Annotated in this window: 24 protein-coding genes; 23 read left to right on the top strand and 1 reads right to left on the bottom strand. The window is 67.7% G+C overall.

Annotated elements, in window-relative coordinates; translation table 11 throughout:
• Positions 1-9: 9 nt before the first annotated feature.
• The 21 genes from Q9R08_RS04955 (at position 10) to Q9R08_RS05055 (ending at position 13,204) form a co-directional block, all read left to right on the top strand.
• Complete coding sequence (locus Q9R08_RS04955; protein ID WP_308866754.1) at positions 10-432, top strand: hypothetical protein; 423 nt, start codon at positions 10-12, stop codon at positions 430-432.
• Complete coding sequence (locus Q9R08_RS04960; RefSeq protein ID WP_308866755.1) at positions 429-605, top strand: hypothetical protein; 177 nt, start codon at positions 429-431, stop codon at positions 603-605. Before Q9R08_RS04955 ends, Q9R08_RS04960 begins: the two co-directional genes overlap by 4 nt.
• Positions 602-1,180 (top strand): hypothetical protein, encoded by a 579-nt coding sequence (locus tag Q9R08_RS04965; RefSeq protein ID WP_308866756.1) that lies wholly within the window; start codon positions 602-604, stop codon positions 1,178-1,180. Before Q9R08_RS04960 ends, Q9R08_RS04965 begins: the two co-directional genes overlap by 4 nt.
• Positions 1,180-1,554, top strand: coding sequence for a hypothetical protein (locus tag Q9R08_RS04970; RefSeq protein WP_308866757.1), 375 nt, complete (start codon positions 1,180-1,182; stop codon positions 1,552-1,554). Before Q9R08_RS04965 ends, Q9R08_RS04970 begins: the two co-directional genes overlap by 1 nt.
• Entirely contained in the window at positions 1,551-2,012 is a 462-nt protein-coding gene (locus Q9R08_RS04975) for a hypothetical protein (RefSeq protein ID WP_308866758.1), read from the top strand. Before Q9R08_RS04970 ends, Q9R08_RS04975 begins: the two co-directional genes overlap by 4 nt.
• The gene (locus Q9R08_RS04980) at positions 2,009-2,257 is read left to right on the top strand and encodes a hypothetical protein (protein WP_308866759.1); all 249 of its coding nucleotides are present in this window, start codon (positions 2,009-2,011) and stop codon (positions 2,255-2,257) included. The genes Q9R08_RS04975 and Q9R08_RS04980 overlap by 4 nt, the downstream gene beginning before the upstream one ends.
• A complete protein-coding gene (locus Q9R08_RS04985; protein ID WP_308866760.1) occupies positions 2,254-2,796 on the top strand; it encodes a hypothetical protein in 543 nt (180 codons plus the stop codon). Before Q9R08_RS04980 ends, Q9R08_RS04985 begins: the two co-directional genes overlap by 4 nt.
• On the top strand, positions 2,793-3,359 hold the full coding sequence (locus Q9R08_RS04990) for a hypothetical protein (protein WP_308866761.1): 567 nt from the start codon (positions 2,793-2,795) through the stop codon (positions 3,357-3,359). The genes Q9R08_RS04985 and Q9R08_RS04990 overlap by 4 nt, the downstream gene beginning before the upstream one ends.
• Positions 3,356-4,321, top strand: coding sequence for a YqaJ viral recombinase family protein (locus Q9R08_RS04995; RefSeq protein WP_308866762.1), 966 nt, complete (start codon positions 3,356-3,358; stop codon positions 4,319-4,321). Before Q9R08_RS04990 ends, Q9R08_RS04995 begins: the two co-directional genes overlap by 4 nt.
• Positions 4,321-5,562 carry a hypothetical protein gene (locus Q9R08_RS05000; protein ID WP_308866763.1) on the top strand — a complete coding sequence of 414 codons (1,242 nt, stop codon included), beginning with the start codon at positions 4,321-4,323 and terminating at the stop codon, positions 5,560-5,562. The genes Q9R08_RS04995 and Q9R08_RS05000 overlap by 1 nt, the downstream gene beginning before the upstream one ends.
• Positions 5,559-5,846 carry a hypothetical protein gene (locus Q9R08_RS05005; protein ID WP_308866764.1) on the top strand — a complete coding sequence of 96 codons (288 nt, stop codon included), beginning with the start codon at positions 5,559-5,561 and terminating at the stop codon, positions 5,844-5,846. The genes Q9R08_RS05000 and Q9R08_RS05005 overlap by 4 nt, the downstream gene beginning before the upstream one ends.
• Positions 5,843-6,154 (top strand): hypothetical protein, encoded by a 312-nt coding sequence (locus tag Q9R08_RS05010; protein WP_308866765.1) that lies wholly within the window; start codon positions 5,843-5,845, stop codon positions 6,152-6,154. Before Q9R08_RS05005 ends, Q9R08_RS05010 begins: the two co-directional genes overlap by 4 nt.
• The gene (locus tag Q9R08_RS05015) at positions 6,151-6,816 is read left to right on the top strand and encodes a hypothetical protein (RefSeq protein WP_308866767.1); all 666 of its coding nucleotides are present in this window, start codon (positions 6,151-6,153) and stop codon (positions 6,814-6,816) included. The genes Q9R08_RS05010 and Q9R08_RS05015 overlap by 4 nt, the downstream gene beginning before the upstream one ends.
• Complete coding sequence (locus Q9R08_RS05020) at positions 6,813-7,316, top strand: hypothetical protein (protein WP_308866768.1); 504 nt, start codon at positions 6,813-6,815, stop codon at positions 7,314-7,316. Before Q9R08_RS05015 ends, Q9R08_RS05020 begins: the two co-directional genes overlap by 4 nt.
• Positions 7,313-7,750, top strand: a complete 438-nt coding sequence (locus Q9R08_RS05025; protein ID WP_308866769.1) for a hypothetical protein — start codon at positions 7,313-7,315, stop codon at positions 7,748-7,750. The genes Q9R08_RS05020 and Q9R08_RS05025 overlap by 4 nt, the downstream gene beginning before the upstream one ends.
• Entirely contained in the window at positions 7,747-8,352 is a 606-nt protein-coding gene (locus Q9R08_RS05030; protein WP_308866770.1) for a hypothetical protein, read from the top strand. The genes Q9R08_RS05025 and Q9R08_RS05030 overlap by 4 nt, the downstream gene beginning before the upstream one ends.
• Positions 8,349-8,615 carry a hypothetical protein gene (locus tag Q9R08_RS05035; RefSeq protein WP_308866771.1) on the top strand — a complete coding sequence of 89 codons (267 nt, stop codon included), beginning with the start codon at positions 8,349-8,351 and terminating at the stop codon, positions 8,613-8,615. Before Q9R08_RS05030 ends, Q9R08_RS05035 begins: the two co-directional genes overlap by 4 nt.
• Before the next feature lie 351 nt (positions 8,616-8,966).
• On the top strand, positions 8,967-9,410 hold the full coding sequence (locus tag Q9R08_RS05040; protein WP_308866772.1) for a hypothetical protein: 444 nt from the start codon (positions 8,967-8,969) through the stop codon (positions 9,408-9,410).
• 103 nt (positions 9,411-9,513) lie between these two features.
• A complete protein-coding gene (locus Q9R08_RS05045; RefSeq protein WP_308866773.1) occupies positions 9,514-10,212 on the top strand; it encodes an HD domain-containing protein in 699 nt (232 codons plus the stop codon).
• Positions 10,209-11,414 carry a DNA-methyltransferase gene (locus tag Q9R08_RS05050; RefSeq protein ID WP_308866774.1) on the top strand — a complete coding sequence of 402 codons (1,206 nt, stop codon included), beginning with the start codon at positions 10,209-10,211 and terminating at the stop codon, positions 11,412-11,414. The genes Q9R08_RS05045 and Q9R08_RS05050 overlap by 4 nt, the downstream gene beginning before the upstream one ends.
• Complete coding sequence (locus Q9R08_RS05055; protein ID WP_308866775.1) at positions 11,411-13,204, top strand: DNA cytosine methyltransferase; 1,794 nt, start codon at positions 11,411-11,413, stop codon at positions 13,202-13,204. The genes Q9R08_RS05050 and Q9R08_RS05055 overlap by 4 nt, the downstream gene beginning before the upstream one ends.
• Before the next feature lie 8 nt (positions 13,205-13,212).
• On the opposite strand, the gene Q9R08_RS05060 is transcribed toward Q9R08_RS05055, so the two are convergent.
• On the bottom strand, positions 13,213-13,467 hold the full coding sequence (locus tag Q9R08_RS05060; RefSeq protein ID WP_308866776.1) for a hypothetical protein: 255 nt from the start codon (positions 13,465-13,467) through the stop codon (positions 13,213-13,215).
• 59 nt (positions 13,468-13,526) lie between these two features.
• Between Q9R08_RS05060 and Q9R08_RS05065 the strand changes: the two genes are divergently transcribed.
• Both Q9R08_RS05065 and Q9R08_RS05070 read left to right on the top strand, forming a co-directional pair.
• Entirely contained in the window at positions 13,527-13,862 is a 336-nt protein-coding gene (locus Q9R08_RS05065) for a hypothetical protein (RefSeq protein WP_308866777.1), read from the top strand.
• Positions 13,859-14,605, top strand: a complete 747-nt coding sequence (locus Q9R08_RS05070; RefSeq protein WP_308866778.1) for a helix-turn-helix domain-containing protein — start codon at positions 13,859-13,861, stop codon at positions 14,603-14,605. Before Q9R08_RS05065 ends, Q9R08_RS05070 begins: the two co-directional genes overlap by 4 nt.
• The last annotated feature ends 145 nt before the right edge of the window (positions 14,606-14,750 follow it).

Below are 14,750 nucleotides of genomic sequence, written 5' to 3' on the forward strand. Positions count from 1 at the left end.
CACATCCTCATGGCACACACGCCGCGCGATTCGCGCATCACGCTCTCCCGGCAGACCGTCCAGCACCTGCTCTGGTACGAGGGCGACACGAACCTCGGCCTCGACGGCGGGCACTTCGTGAATCGCCTCATCCACCTGATCAAGGCGGCAGACGAGGACAACCGCGACTGGATCGCCACACAGTTCCCCGAGTACGTGCACGGCGTCGAGATCATCATCCACGCGCACTGGGCGCTCGACTGGATGCGGGGCCTCGCGAAGCGGTACGACTCCGATCAGCCGCTCCTCGGCGACGACTTCCCGCTGCTCATGAAGTACTTCGAGCCGCACCCGCCGGTTCCCGGCATCGGGCGTGTGCCCGACGGTGACGTGCTCGTCTGGTCGGGCGGCGTTCCGACGTCGGCCCTCGCTGAGGCGGAGGCCCGGGCATGACCGCCCTGCATGGATTCCTCGCGGGGTTCGCTGACGGCTACGCCGGGCGGGCGCGTCGACGGAACCAGGGTGCGGTCTACCTGCGGGCGTACCGCCGCGGCGTCGAGGCGCGTAGCCGGTTCGAGAACGGCGGCGAGGACACGGCCGTCCTGAGCGTGCGGGGTGCGCGATGAGCGCCGTCGTCACGGGGCTCGACCTGTCGCTGGCGGGATCGGGCGTCGCGACTATCCGCCGCAATGGGGGAGGCGAGGTCCGCATTTCTCAGCACCTCATCGAGACCGAAGCATTCCCGAAGGACTACAAGCCGACCCTGCAGGAGTGGCTCGATCGGCAGTCGTCGATCGTGCAGCGGGTCGTGTCGCTCGTCCCGGATGACGCGCTGGTCGTCATCGAGACGGGGTCGTTCCGGTCGAAGTGGGGCAACCCGTATGAGCGGGCCGGGGTGTTCTGGCGGACCGCGCAGTGGCTCAGCCGACTCGGGCATGTCGTCGTCGGGGTGACTCCCGCCGGCCGCGCGAAGTACGCCGCGGGTCACGCCCGGGCGGACAAGAAGGCGGTCGTCGAGGCGATCCAGCTGTGGGCGCCGACGATCCGCAATCACAACGTCGCCGACGCGGCGGCTCTGGCGGCGATGGGGTGGCGCCATCTCGGCGCCCCTGTCGACCTGTCGCTCGACGGCGTGCTCGAGCGCAAGAAGAACGAGGCCATGCGGGCGGTCCGCTGGCCGATCACCGAAGGGGTGAAGTGATGAAACTGAAGGCGAGACTCCCGAAGGACGACGCGAACGGGCTCGATGCGTTCGAGGCCGAGGCGCTCGACAACTTCAACCGTGGCAAGACGATCCCGGTGATCGCGCTCGTCGCGACGGAGGACGTGCACCTGAAGGGGAACGTCCCGATCGGTCTGATCATCGACATCGAGGGTGTCCCGGAGGATCAGCGCGAACACGTGCTGGAGATCCTCGGCGCCATCAAGGCGGACCGTGTCGGCGGGCGCACTGGTGCTCAGCCGCTCGACCTGTCAGGCGAGGAGGGCGACGTCGTCGCCGCGCCCACGGACGAGGACGACGACGAGTCCGAGCAACCTGCGCCGACTCCGATCACGAAGGGTCGGAAGAAGTGACCGAGCGGATCGACCCGCGGGCGCGGTTCGCGCCTCCGCGGCGGGAGGGCGGCGGTGTCGAGCCGATCGGGGGAGTGTCACCGATCAATGCAGGACTGCTCGCGCTTGCCCTCGTCGGTCATGGGATCGAGCTCGCACGCGCGGTTGAGGCGCGTGACGCGCGGGAGGCGCGTGGTGAGTCGGCGGCGGCGGGTCCGGTTCCTCGGGCACCGCGTGCGAGTCGGTTCCAGGTGAACGCGAACGTGACCGACCTGTCCGGGCGTCGGCAGGGGCGGGTGCGGGGCCAGTTGAGCGATGGCGTGCTCGTCGTGCGCTGGGAGGACTCCCGGGAGACGGAGCACGTGCACGAGGACCTGCTGCGGTCGCGCTACACGGTGCAGTCGGTCGGCTTCGTGCCGAAGTCGGAGCGCGACGCGAAGGCGCGCGAGGAGAACGAGAACGAGGGAGAGCAGGCATGAGCACCACGGCACGCAAGGCAAGGAAGCGCGCAGGGCAGAAGTTGGTCGTCGCGCCGAAGATGCCGACGCCTCCGGCGGAGCGGTCGCACACGTGGCGTCACCGCTTCGATGCGAAGCGTCAGCGCTGGGAGACGCGACCGACGCTGATCGGTCGGGACCGGTACGGCATCCGTGACATCGGGTGGCAGAAGGAGTCGAAGTACTTCACCGCGTTCGGCAAGCTTCGGAAGTCGGTGCAGGCATGAGCGACTTCAGGGCATCGAACGGCGTCGCCGTGAGCCGGGATCAGGACGGTCGTGTGCGCACGACGTTCTCCTCCATCCGCAGCGACATCGTGCCGTCTCGCGCGGCCGCGCTGGCTGAGTTCTTCGAGCACGACAAGGACGAGTCGTTCGGGCGGTGGCGTGCGCCTCGCCCTCTGCGGGAGTTCGTCGTGTACCCGGGGAGCGACTTCGACACGGCGCTCGTGCTGCATGAGCCGTCAGGCGCGATGACGACGATCGCGCGGCAGGAGGTCGACGACGCGGAGGCCGAGGGGTTCTCGGACGAGGCGAAGGTCGCACGGCAGTACTTCATCGAAGCGGACAAGACGCGTCGGTGGCAGGACTCGGTCGAGGGCGAACTCTGGGCGCTGCGCTTCGGCGTCGACCCGGAAGAGATCGTCGTCGTGCGGAGAGGCGACCACTTCGCCGCTGTGGACACGAACGAGTACTTCACGTCAGTGGGTGTGACGGCTCCGGAGATCACGGGAGGGCGTCGCGTGTGGCCGGAGGTGCAGGCATGAGCGTCACGGTGACGCCGACCGGCGATGGCGGTCTGCGACTGGCTCAGCCCGCGACGTTCTTCGAGTCGGACTCGCTGTCTGTGCAGGGGCTCATCGTCCTCAGCCCGGATCACGTCGCCGCGGTGCGGAGCCACCTGTTCGCGGAGAACGATGAGGAGATCGGCCGCTGGCGGTGGTCGGAACACCCGGACTATGTCGTGTACAGCAGCGACGAAGTGGGGTTGGGATGCAAGGTCATCCGCGAGAGCGACGGCGAGTCGACCCTCATCACCCGCAGTGCGTTCAACAAGCGCGGGAGTTTGCTCGCCATCGACCGGTCCGGAGCGTGGCGCGCTGCAGGTGCCTACTTCGACGCGCACCCTCAGGAACCCGCCTGGGCGAGTGCCCAGATCATCACGTGGGACAGCGGGGCCTACCTCGTGCAGATCGCGCAGCGCGACCCGCAGAAGAACGGCGGACACGACAAGGGCTGGTGGACCGAGGAGGGACAGGACGGTCGGTGGCTGTCGACTGAGCGCCTCGTCGCACTCATCGGCAAGGCGGACGTGAAGGTGCTCCGATGAGCGACACGACGTACATGCCACAGGTGCTCGTTGACCTCGAAGCGCGAGCGGGCGCATCCGACACGGATCGGCCGGCCTGGCTCGCGGAGCGTCGCGGCGGTTGCACGGCGACCGAGGTCCGGGATCTCTACATCCGGGCGAAGTCGAAGGCGAAGCTGATCGCGACGAAGACCGAGCAGGAGGCGGAGAAGGACCTCGGTGCGTTCATCCCGCGCATCCGGTACGGGAAGGAGCGGGAGCCTGTCATCGCCGAGATGTTGCGCGGTGAGGGCTTCGTGCCGGAGTCGCGGGTGTTCCATCACCCGGAGAACACTCGGCACCTGGCCTCGCCGGACGGCATCCGTGTCGACTTCGACGAGAACCTCGAAGTTCTGGAGATCAAGACCGACGAGCACGGCATGAAGCCGGGCAAGACGGCTGATCGCGACAGCGAGGCGTTCCGGGCATCGGGGTACCGCATCCAGGTCAACTGGGTGATGTACGTCCTCGGTGCACGCCGATGCCGCATCGCGATCGAGGAGTGCGTGCGGCTCGCTGACGGCACCTTCGAGCCGGGCGAGGTGCACCGGTACTGGATCGAGCGAGACGACGACCTGATCGCCGAGCTCGTGACGATCGCGGACGAGTTCCTCGCCGAACTCGACCACATGATCGAGCACGGAATCGACCCGGTCGCGGTGGTCCTGCTCGAGGAGGCGATCGCGTCGAAGAAGGCGGCGGATGCGGCTCGCATCGCGCTGGAGGCGTACTGCGCGTCGACCGGAATGTCGTCGCTCCGCATCCCTGAGGGGTCGCTGTCGTACTCGACCCCGGCGCCGAAGAAGCAATTCCGGGAGGCGCTGTTCAAGGCGGCGCACCCGTCGCTGGCGGAGGAGTTCACCGAGACGGTGCCTGCCGCGAAGCCGACCCTGCGCGTCACGCCGACGCGCGAGAAGAAGACCGAGACAGAGGAGGCGTCGTAATGACCCTGCAAACTCGCAAGCCGACCGGGCTCCCGTCCTGGCCGATCATGCTCCTCGCCGGCCGTGAGAAGGCGGGCAAGTCGTGGGCCGCTGTCGCCGCATCAGCGTCGCCACTCATCGGCCGGACGCTGTACATCGGCATCGGCGAGGACGACCCGGATGAGTACGCGCTCATCCCGGGGGCCGACTTCGAGATCGTTGAGCACGACGGTACGTACCCGGGGATTCTCCGGGCCGTGCGTGACGCGGTCGCCGAACCGTCGGGGGACCTGCCGACGCTGATCATCGTCGACTCGGGGACCCGCCTGTGGAACCTGATCGGCGACAACATGCAGGCGATCGCGAACCGTCGTGCGAACGGGAAGAAGACCGCGTCGGGCGACTACACGATCAGCACGGACCTCTGGAACGTCGCGGCGAATCAGTGGCAGGACGTCATGGATGCGCTGCGGGAGCACCACGGGCCAACGATCATCACGGCTCGTCTCGATCCGGTGACGGTGATGGAGAACGGTCAGCCGACGAAGGCCAAGGAGTGGAAGGTCCAGGCGCACAAGTCGCTCGTGTTCGATGCGACGGCGATCGTCGAGATGCGCGAGCGGGGCCAGTTCCTGATTACGGGTGTGAAGTCGGCTCGGGTGCAGCTCGACAAGCCGAAGGCGTACCCGGACTTCACGGTCGACAACCTCTGGGATCGGCTGGGGCTGACGGAGGGCACGGCGGTTCGTACGCATGCGACGGTGCGTCGTGACACGTCGGGCGCTGAGCCGGGCGCACAGGGCGTGCCGGAGGGTGTTCCTCCGCAGGGTCGTCCTGCGGGTCCGCCTCCTCAGGTTCCTCCTGCTCAGCCCGCTCCGGCGGCACCGCAGGGTCCGACGCTGGAGTTCCGTCCGCCGCAGCAGGACTGGCTGGTGGCGGCGCGTGAGGCTCGCTCGCGGCCGCAGCTCCGCCCGGTGTATCAGCAGGCGGAGGCGGCGGGGGACCTGAACGTCGCGGTGAAGAACCCGGCGTTCGGGCAGGAGCAGGACGCACCCGAGTACATCGCGCTCGGACGCTACCTCTGGCTGGTCCGTGACGCGCTCCCGGAGCGCGCGCCGGCGGCGAAGAAGGACCCGGAGCCGCAGCCTGCGGAGGCATCTCAGCAGGGCGACGCATGGGCGCCGGTCGAGCCGGATGCGGGCGCGCAGGTCACCGAGTGGCCGACGGCTGACATCCCGAGCGGTGAGGAGTCGGCGGCATGAGCAGCGAGACGAACGTCGACCTCGCGGTGACCGCGCTGCGGCAGGTGCAGGTGCATGAGGGGCGGGCAGGGCTGACGAATCCCCAGTTAATCGCTCTCGCGCAGACGCACGCGACGCTCGCCCTCGTCGAGGAGCAGCGGATCGCGAACTCGATCGCGGCTCTGCATCTCGGGACGGCGGCGCTGGATCACGACAACAAGGTGTCGGCGGACCCGAAGACGGCACGTCGGGTGGCGAGCCGGAATGCGCTTCGGCGCTTGATCAGGGAAGGACTGGGGCTGTGACCGACTACAGAGATGAGCAGATCGCGCGGCTGACGCGGCGGATCGCTCACGCGAAGGACGCGCTCACGGGTCCGGGGAACCTCGGCGACGTGGTCCTGCGGGCGCAGGCGGCGCTCTCGGAGCCTCTGCCGGACGGGATCGAGGTTCCGGCGGTGTCGCTCGATCAAGTGTCGCGGGCGGTCATGGACACGCTCGAGGAGGCGCAGAGCGAGGCGTCGGCGGAGCGCGCGCGGTTGCTCGTCGACGCGGCTCGGGCCTACTCGGACCTGGCGAACGCGCTGAGCATCGCGAGGGGTGACGACGCATGAGCGGCTGGCCGGACACCATGAAGGTCGCCCCGATCCGGGAGTGGCCGGGCAAGTTCACGCGCGAGCGCCGTTCTTCGCCGTTTCGTGGGACGCGCGAGGTCAATGGCAAGCGGCGCTCCGGTGTAGAGGTGACGCTCACGCAGACGCTCGCCGACCTGGACCGGGAGCTCCGCGAACTGCGCGCGAAGGATGCCGAGCTTCTCGTGGCGATCTCTGCGGAGAAGTTCCGCCTCGACGGCAAGCCCCGCGCCGGGGCGACACCAGATCACCCGGGGGTGATCCTCTCGTTCGAGATCCCGAACGTCGGGCGAGTCTCCTATCCCTGCGACACCTTCACCTCGTGGGAGGCGAACCTGCGGGCGATCGCGCTGGCGTTGGAGGCGCTGCGCAAGGTCGACCGCTACGGGGTGACGAAGCGCGGCGAGCAGTACCGCGGCTTCCTCGCCCTCGAAGCGACTTCCGTCCCGGCCGGATTCGAGGACGTGCTGGACGCGAAGGTGTTCCTCGCTCGTGTCACGGGCATTCCTTACATGGACCGACCGCTGCGGGAACTCGTCCGGACGGCACAGCGCAAGACGCACCCCGATACGGGCGGCGACGCCGCAACCTTCCAGCGCGTCGTGCAGGCCGAGGCCCTACTCCGAGGGGAGGGCCTGCTGTGAGCGTGTACGGGCCGCTGGTGGCGGCGTTGCGGAAGCGGAGCCGGTCGGTAATCGGGACTGTCGATGGGAAGCCGGTGTACGTCCTGGAGGCGGCGGCTGACGCGATTACGGCGCTCCTTGCGGAGATGGCCGCACGAGACGCCGACGACGTGAAGCGTTCGGAGGAGGGCCGCACGGATTGGGACTACGAGCAGCGCATCGAGCGCCTGACCGCCCCGCCCACTGACGACGAGCGCGAGGCGCAGCGCGGAACCGCGGAAGATCCGCGGGACTCTATGGCCCGGATCATCTGGGAAACCTCACGGGCAGACGAGGGCACGATCTCCGCGACCGGGGCGAACATCGTAGCCCGCGCCCTTGCCGCTACTGGTTTCTTCCGACAGGGGCCGATCACCGACGCACAGGTGAAGGCCGCACGGTCCGCACTCGGCCTCGCGAATACGGATGCCGCACACGCCCACGTCCGCGCCGCTCTCGAAGCCGCGAGGGACGCATCATGACCGCCGCGCTGTTCGTGAAGACCGAGTTCGCCGACTCGCTGATCGCCGACCTACCGAACGCTGGACTCTCGGGCGTGAAGGTCCACCCGAAGATCGTCCGTGTCGCCTCCCCCGACCCGCACGAGAAGCCGGAGGCCACCAGGTTCGAGCTCGACTGGCACGCCGACAAGCTGGGCATCGACGGGATGTGGATCGGCCCCGACGACACGACGTTCACCGCCGATGGCGAACCGCTCGCAACCGAGCCGACGCCCGAGCCGGACCCGGCGCACCACGATTACGACGTGCCGCTGTGGAGGGACGAGCCGCAGATGTGCCGCGAGTGCACCGAGGGGAAGCACGGCGCGTGCAACCGGGTCGCGCTCGTCGACGACGGGCAGGACGTGCTCGAGGTCGATTGCATCTGCGCGGAGCACCCGGGGAGCGGATCATGAACGCACCCGCGCCCCTCGAGCCCGACGTCCTTGCGTTCCTCCGCGAACTGGAGATTCACGACCCGGACCCGAACGACCCGCTGCACCTCCGCATCGTCGGCTCGCTCCGACGCACCCGCGGCATGGAGCGGGGCGAGCGGCTCGCGGCCCTGCAGTGGGTGTTCATCGCGTTCGCCGAGGAGATCAGCGATGAGGCGGCGGATGCCGAGTCGGAGTTTCCGAAGGTGGTCGCGCTCCGGAAGATCGAGCTCGGTGAGGCGGCTCATGAGGCGCGGGCGAAGCATCAACAGCTCCGGAACGCGGAGATCGTGAAGGCGCGGGACGCGGGGGAGAAGAACGCGGAGGTCGCGGCTATGCGTGCCGACCTGGTGCGGGAGGTGCGTGAGGCCGGCCGGGAGGCGACGGCTGCGGAACTCCGCGCGAAGGAGGTCGAGGCCGACGACCAGGTGATCGACGCTCGGCGCCGGTGGAAGATTCTCGACGCTCAGGCCGGGATCGCCCGCTCGAAGATGTGGTCGATCAAGGAGGAGATCAAGGTCTGGTCGTCGCTGAACGCGAATCGTCGGGCGGCGGACCAGCTTCACGCGAGGCAGGGGGTATGAGCATGTCGACGTCGGATCAGCAGGTGCTCGAGGCGCTCGACTTCCCGGCGACGTGTGTGATCACGACGCGGGCGGGCGGCACGGATGCGCTCTGCACGAAGCCTGCGACGCACACGGCGACGTGCCGGGAGTGCGGCGGCTGGGTCGCGTACCTCTGCGATGGGCATGCGTCGTGGATTCGGCTGAACACGTCGATCACGAAGCACCGGAAGTGCGGGACGACGGGACCGCGGTACGCGCTGATCGAGGTGCAGGTCCTATGAGCGAGCTGGAGCAGGCGGTTCTGGATGGGCTCGACTTCGTCGGCCACATCCGGTGCGAGACGCACACGGTACCCGGGATCGAGTGCGGGGATCAGGCCCGGTTCTCGACGCGGTGTGTGTCGTGCGGGCGGGTGGAGGTGTTCTGCGCGCGGCACCTTCAGCGGGCTCTGAGCGCGATCAATGACGGGGGCGCGAAGGCGTGGTGCAGAGGGTGCACCCGGATGGCGTCGAGGGTTTCGACCTTGTTTGAAGTGGAGCCGATTCATGAGTGAGACAGCAGAGATGACCGGAGTGGCCGTGTGCGCCTCGTGTGGGCGCGGGATGCGTCCGGTTGGGGTTCCGGAGGAGGAGATGCCGGACACGATCGCAGTGGGCAAGGCGGGGGAGTGCGTGTCGTGCACGCAGGCGCCGCATGCGATCGGTGTGCGGCTCGCGAACGATCCGACTGTGCCGGTGAGGACGTACCTGCGTCCGTGGACGTATCGGCAGTTTGAGCAGCGGGCGAAGGCGACGGGTCGGACGGTGGCGGAGGTGTTGTCGGCGCTTGCCGATGCGGCGGTGCCGCCGCGCCCGGATCGGCCGGCGCAGGTCGGGGGTGAGAAGCCGATGCGGCGGTCGAAGGCTCTGCCGGGGACGGATGACCGTATCCGGGACCTGAACGCGGCGGCATTCACGGACGGGGAGATCGCGCAGCGGATCGGGATGTCGCTGTCGTGGACGCGGACTCGGCGTGGGGCGCTGGGCCTGGAGTCGCCGAAGGCGAAGAACGGCAGGCGGCGCAGCTCGGCGACGTAGAACTTCGGGCCGTGCGCCTGACATGAGACCGGGGCTGGAGGTGATTCCAGCACTTCCAGCCCCGATGTGAACACACCGAACCACCCAGCCAGGGGAGAACAACATGCAGGATTCACTTTCGCGCACCGAAGGGCACGTGCGCCACCACCTCTTCGAGATCGAGTCGCCGTTTCAGGACGAAGGGCAGTGGCCGTTCGGTCAGGGTCACTCGCTCGACTGCCCCTGCGACGTCATGGTGGCCGAGAAGCGACGCCGCGCGGATTGGCATCGAGGCGACTGGATGCAGACCTTCACGGGTCGCCAGTTCTATCCGATGGACCCGCGGCCGGACGAGGTCGACATCACCGACATCGCTCACTCGCTTGCGATGCAGTGCCGGTACAACGGGCACGTTCGCCGGTTCTATTCGGTCGCCGAGCACTGCGTGCTGATGAGCCAGGTGATCGAGCCGGAGTTCGCACTGTGGGCTCTGCTGCACGACGCGACGGAGGCGTACGTGGGCGACATGGTGCGCCCGCTGAAGCTGAACATGCCGGAGTACCGGGCGGCCGAGGACCGGGTCGAGGAGGCGATTGCTGAGCGGTTCGGCTTGCCGGTGCCGATGCCGGCGCGGGTGAAGGAGATCGACACGGCGATCCTCCTCAACGAGCGGCTCGAGCTGCTGTCCGAGCCGCCGCGGCCGTGGTCGACGGATGGCGAGATGCTCGCTGTCGAGATTGTCGGGTGGAGTCCGGCGGTCGCGAAGTGGGAGTACCTCGCACGCTTCGCGGAGATCACGACGAAGGTGGACGTCGTCGCATGACCGAGATCCACAACGTCGCGGGCGTGCGTCTCATCCATGGGAACGTGCGTGACGCTGGCACGCTCGCGGACATCGACGACGGATCGGTGCGCACGATCGTCACCTCGCCGCCGTACTTCGGCCTGCGTGACTACGGCGTCGAAGGCCAGCTGGGGGCCGAGCGTACCGTCGAGGAGTACGTCGCGAATCTGGTCGAGGTGTTCGGCCACCTCCGCCGCGTCCTCGCCGACGACGGAACGATCTGGCTCAACCTCGGCGACTCCTACGCTGCTAAAGCGCGCGGCTCGGATGCCGGGTGGGATAAGAGTCGATTGACCAACCCCGCTCGTGTCCAGAAGGCGCAGTCGGCGGCGCTGCGGAAGACGGGGGAGCGTTCGCGGGGCGCGTCGTCTGGTATCGCTCCGAAGAACCTCATGGGCGTCCCGTGGCGCGTCGCGTTCGCGATGCAGGATGCGGGATGGATCCTCCGTTCCGACATCGTCTGGGCGAAGCCGAGCGGGATGCCCGAGAGCGTGACCGATCGCCCGACGCGATCGCACGAGTACATCTTCCTTTTCGCGAAGTCGCCGAAGTACTTCTATGACGCGGCCGCCATCGCTGAGGAGTCGGCGTCATCTTCGATTGGTCGCCTCACTCGAGGCCGGTCATCCGGGTATGGCGCGCCGGGGCAAACGCCGCAGACGATCGCCCAACCGCAAGAAGGGAGGCCGCAACTGCGTCGCGCGATTGAGCTCGCGCAGCGAGCCGGTCTCAGCGACGAGCACTTCGAGGCTATGCGGGCGGTCGGCATGGGGGACGCTGGCAAGGCTCTGACGACGCAGTCGGGAACGGGCCGAAACGACGCTCGCTCGCAGCAGCTGGCGGATGAAGCGAAGGCGGCGCTCGGAGGCTACTACCGCGAATTCCTAACCGCCTCGACGCGTAACAAGCGCGACGTGTGGACGGTGGCGACCGTGCCATTCGGTGAGGCGCACTTCGCGGTGTATCCGCCCGAACTGATCCGCCCGTGCATTCGCGCTGGCAGCGCAGTCGGCGACACGGTCCTCGACCCGTTCAGCGGATCTGGCACGACCGGGATGGTGGCTCGGCAGGAGGGCCGGAATTACATCGGTCTGGACCTGAACCGCGGGTACCTCGAGCTCTCACTGCGGACTCGGTTCGCGCAACCGGTGATGGACGTCTGGGAAGGCGGCGCAGCATGACTCCACGCATCTCATCGGACATCACGATGTCGGACTACTACTGCGGCGCTGGCGGCTCGTCGACTGGCGCAGCCGAGACGGGAGCGGTCAGCGTCGTGATGGCCGTGAACCACTGGGATCTAGCGATCGAGACGCACAACACGAACCACCCGCACACGGACCACGACAAGGCCGACATCAACAAGGCGGACCCCAAGCGGTACCCGCGAACGACGATCGGCTGGTTCTCGCCAGAGTGCACGTACTGGTCGCAGGCGCGAGGGCAGAAGCTGCCCGACGGTCAGCTGGCGTGGGACTTCTTCGGCGACAGCCTGCCGGATGAGGCGGCGGAGCGGTCGCGGATGGGTATGTGGGATGTGCCGCGGTTCGCCGCTCATCACCTGTACGACATCGTGATCGTCGAGAACGTGCCGCGCGTGGTGAAGGGTGCGCACTGGGGGTCCTGGCTGCAGAGCATGCATGACCTCGGTTACCTGCACGAGGTGGTGTGGCTGAATTCGATGCACGCCACCGGCTACGGCCCTGCTGCACCGCAGTCCCGTGATCGCGTGTACGTCGTGTTCTGGAAGGCGGGGAACCGTCGCCCGGACTTCGACAAGTGGCTGCGGCCGATGGCGCACTGCGCGGTGCACGGGCTCGTGAAGTCGGTGCAGGTGTTCAAGCCGGGCGGGTCGGTGATGAAGACCTACGGCGCGCAGTACACGCTGCGGTGCCCGTACAAGGAGTGCCAGCACGCCGAGGTGTTCCCGACGCTGGTGGGCGCCGATTCGATCATCGACTGGGACCTGCGGGGCATCCGCATCGGCGACCGGAAGTCGCTCGGGATGGACGATCTCGCTGAGAAGACGATGCTGCGGATCGCAGCGGGAGCACGCCGGTACTGGTGGCCGCTGATCGTGGAGGCTGCGGGGAACACGTACGACGGGATCACGTCCGGCTCGCAGTACGTGCGGGCGTGGCCGACCGACGAACCGCTCAGGACGCTCCACACGACCGCCTCGAAGGCGTTGGTGGTCAACAACGTGTCAGGTTCCGATGAGTCCCGAAGTCGGCCCGCAGATGAGCCCCTGCCGTCGCTCGTGGCTGGCGGGAATCATGCGGCACTGATGGTCCCGGTGGAGGGCCGCGACGGAAAGCAAGCTCGACCCGCCGAACGTCCGATGCGGACCCAGTCGACGAGGAGCGAGACGGGCCTGCTGGTGCCGTACTACTCGACGGGAACTGCGCGTCCGACGGAGGCTCCGATGGGCACCGTCACATCGGTAGATCGTGAGGCGCTGCTCGTACCGGCTGGCGGCACGTGGCGCGACAAGGCGACGTCGGCCGCGGACCCGATGCCGACTCGTACGGGGTCGGAGACGGACGCGCTGGTCGTGCCGCTGCGGAACCATGGTGTCGCGAAGGCGATTGAGGAGCCGATCGACACCGTCGCGGCATCCGGCAACCACCACGCGCTCGTCGTGCGCCAGCAGAACTCGCGCGGGCAGATGACGGGCATGTCGACGCCGGTCGACGAGCCGCTCCGCACGCTGACGGCCGCGGGGAATCAGTCGCTGGTAACGCCGGGCGCGCTCACCGAGAAGGTGCTGATGGACATCGTCATGGATGCCGAGTTCCGGATGCTCGAACCGTCGGAGATCAAGCGGGGCATGGCGTTCGCGTCGGAGTACATCCTGCTCGGCAACCGTCGCGAACAGGTGAAGATGGCGGGCAACGCCGTCACCCCGAATGCGGCTCGCGACATCATCGCCGCGTGTGTCGAATCCCTCGGAATCGAGGTGGCGGCGTGAATGCCCAGCTAGTCGACGCGGATGTCAGTGGATCCGTCGTACTCGCCCGGCGGCAGTCCGTTCTCGGTCACGCCGAGAGCGGTCATGAGTTGGTTCTGTCGGGTCTCCAGGGCGCCGGTTGCGAAGACGAGCGCCCGCGTGGCCACACGGAGAACATCGCCGCCGTCGGAGGGGTCGGCCTCATTGAGTATCTCGGCGACGTGTCGCGTGATGGGCAACTTGTCGATGCCCGGGATGTCGTCGCTGCGGAACCATTCGCTCATCTCCGCACTGTATCGGGGGTGACTCCGTGAGCGATAGCACTCCGATCTCGACTCTGAGGATGCTCGACAAACGCGACGGCCACCGATGCGCGTGGACGGGTGAGGAGAGCGACAGGCTCGTGCCTCAGCACCGCGCCGGCGGAATGGGCGGGTCGCCGTCGAAGCACCGCGCGTCGAACGTCGTGTGGCTCGACTCGATCCGGAACGGGCTGATCGAGTCCGACCCCGAGCTGCAGGCGGAGGCCTTGCGCCGGGGGATCAAGGTGTCGAAGTTCGCTGACACCACCGAGGTGCCGATCCTGCACGCCGTGCACGGTCTGGTGCGTCTGAACGACGAGGGCGGATGGGAGCCGGTCGAGGAGCCGGACCTGTTCGCGGGATGGAGCAAGCCATGAGCGAGGGATTCGCGGCTATTCCGAACTGGATGATCCGAGACGAGAACGTGAGCCTTTACGCGCTGACCGTGTACGGCGCTCTCGCGTCACACTCTGGCCCGGGTGGCATCCACCCCTCTCAGGGGACGATCGCGCGTGAGGCGCGCTGCTCTGACCGGCAGGTGCGTCGTGCGCTGGTCGAGCTGGAGGAGCTCGGTGTGGTGTCGAGGGTGCGTCGGAAGAACAAGCAGGGGCGTGCGCCGAGTGGTTATGTCCTGCATCCGAACGGGAATCTCTCGGTGGATGAGGAGGCCGAAGAGGTACCGGACTCACAGTCCGGAACCTCTGTAGTACCGGACTCACAGTCCGCAGGTTCCGGACTGAGCGCGCAAATCACTCCTCTTATAGAAGAACAACCCGAGAACAAGAACCCCTCTATATCTCCCCAGGTTCGGTTCGAGGAGTTCTGGTCGGTCTATCCGCGGAGGGTGGCGAAGAAGAAGGCTCTGGAGGTCTTCGTACGTGTCGTGCGGACGACCGATCCGCAACTGGTTCTGGATGGTGCTCGGCGGTATGCGGCTGAGACGGCTGGCACGGATGTGAAGTACATCGCTCACCCGACGTCGTGGCTGAATCAGGAGCGCTGGACCGACGAGCCCGCGGCGTCCCAGCAGCGGCCATCAACGATCGATCATGGTCGCACGGTCGACGAGCTGCTCCGAGCACGCGAGCAGGGTTCGCAGCGTCTGGCGGTGACGGCATGAGCGCGACTCGACAGCCTCTGGGCGCGATCCGACAGTCCGTTGTCCGGAAGGTCATCTTCCAGGCGAAGTGCTCCGAGGGCTCCTGCGCGCTCGGCGGATGGACCGGCCCAGAGCGTGACGCGAAGTACGTGGCCTCGTTCGACCT

The sequence above is a fragment of the Microbacterium psychrotolerans genome (assembly GCF_031085295.1).
Taxonomy (GTDB): Bacteria; Actinomycetota; Actinomycetes; order Actinomycetales; family Microbacteriaceae; genus Microbacterium; species Microbacterium psychrotolerans.

What these genes read in the sequence shown, in the direction of transcription:
- Q9R08_RS04955 (WP_308866754.1), top strand. Translation starts at nt 10, where the DNA reads ATGGCACACACGCCGCGCGATTCGCGCATCACGCTCTCCCGGCAGACC.
- Q9R08_RS04960 (WP_308866755.1), top strand. Translation starts at nt 429, where the DNA reads ATGACCGCCCTGCATGGATTCCTCGCGGGGTTCGCTGACGGCTACGCC.
- Q9R08_RS04965 (WP_308866756.1), top strand. Translation starts at nt 602, where the DNA reads ATGAGCGCCGTCGTCACGGGGCTCGACCTGTCGCTGGCGGGATCGGGC.
- Q9R08_RS04970 (WP_308866757.1), top strand. Translation starts at nt 1,180, where the DNA reads ATGAAACTGAAGGCGAGACTCCCGAAGGACGACGCGAACGGGCTCGAT.
- Q9R08_RS04980 (WP_308866759.1), top strand. Translation starts at nt 2,009, where the DNA reads ATGAGCACCACGGCACGCAAGGCAAGGAAGCGCGCAGGGCAGAAGTTG.
- Q9R08_RS04985 (WP_308866760.1), top strand. Translation starts at nt 2,254, where the DNA reads ATGAGCGACTTCAGGGCATCGAACGGCGTCGCCGTGAGCCGGGATCAG.
- Q9R08_RS04990 (WP_308866761.1), top strand. Translation starts at nt 2,793, where the DNA reads ATGAGCGTCACGGTGACGCCGACCGGCGATGGCGGTCTGCGACTGGCT.
- Q9R08_RS04995 (WP_308866762.1), top strand. Translation starts at nt 3,356, where the DNA reads ATGAGCGACACGACGTACATGCCACAGGTGCTCGTTGACCTCGAAGCG.
- Q9R08_RS05000 (WP_308866763.1), top strand. Translation starts at nt 4,321, where the DNA reads ATGACCCTGCAAACTCGCAAGCCGACCGGGCTCCCGTCCTGGCCGATC.
- Q9R08_RS05005 (WP_308866764.1), top strand. Translation starts at nt 5,559, where the DNA reads ATGAGCAGCGAGACGAACGTCGACCTCGCGGTGACCGCGCTGCGGCAG.
- Q9R08_RS05015 (WP_308866767.1), top strand. Translation starts at nt 6,151, where the DNA reads ATGAGCGGCTGGCCGGACACCATGAAGGTCGCCCCGATCCGGGAGTGG.
- Q9R08_RS05025 (WP_308866769.1), top strand. Translation starts at nt 7,313, where the DNA reads ATGACCGCCGCGCTGTTCGTGAAGACCGAGTTCGCCGACTCGCTGATC.
- Q9R08_RS05030 (WP_308866770.1), top strand. Translation starts at nt 7,747, where the DNA reads ATGAACGCACCCGCGCCCCTCGAGCCCGACGTCCTTGCGTTCCTCCGC.
- Q9R08_RS05035 (WP_308866771.1), top strand. Translation starts at nt 8,349, where the DNA reads ATGAGCATGTCGACGTCGGATCAGCAGGTGCTCGAGGCGCTCGACTTC.
- Q9R08_RS05040 (WP_308866772.1), top strand. Translation starts at nt 8,967, where the DNA reads ATGCCGGACACGATCGCAGTGGGCAAGGCGGGGGAGTGCGTGTCGTGC.
- Q9R08_RS05045 (WP_308866773.1), top strand. Translation starts at nt 9,514, where the DNA reads ATGCAGGATTCACTTTCGCGCACCGAAGGGCACGTGCGCCACCACCTC.
- Q9R08_RS05050 (WP_308866774.1), top strand. Translation starts at nt 10,209, where the DNA reads ATGACCGAGATCCACAACGTCGCGGGCGTGCGTCTCATCCATGGGAAC.
- Q9R08_RS05055 (WP_308866775.1), top strand. Translation starts at nt 11,411, where the DNA reads ATGACTCCACGCATCTCATCGGACATCACGATGTCGGACTACTACTGC.
- Q9R08_RS05060 (WP_308866776.1), bottom strand. Translation starts at nt 13,467, where the DNA reads ATGAGCGAATGGTTCCGCAGCGACGACATCCCGGGCATCGACAAGTTG.
- Q9R08_RS05065 (WP_308866777.1), top strand. Translation starts at nt 13,527, where the DNA reads ATGCTCGACAAACGCGACGGCCACCGATGCGCGTGGACGGGTGAGGAG.
- Q9R08_RS05070 (WP_308866778.1), top strand. Translation starts at nt 13,859, where the DNA reads ATGAGCGAGGGATTCGCGGCTATTCCGAACTGGATGATCCGAGACGAG.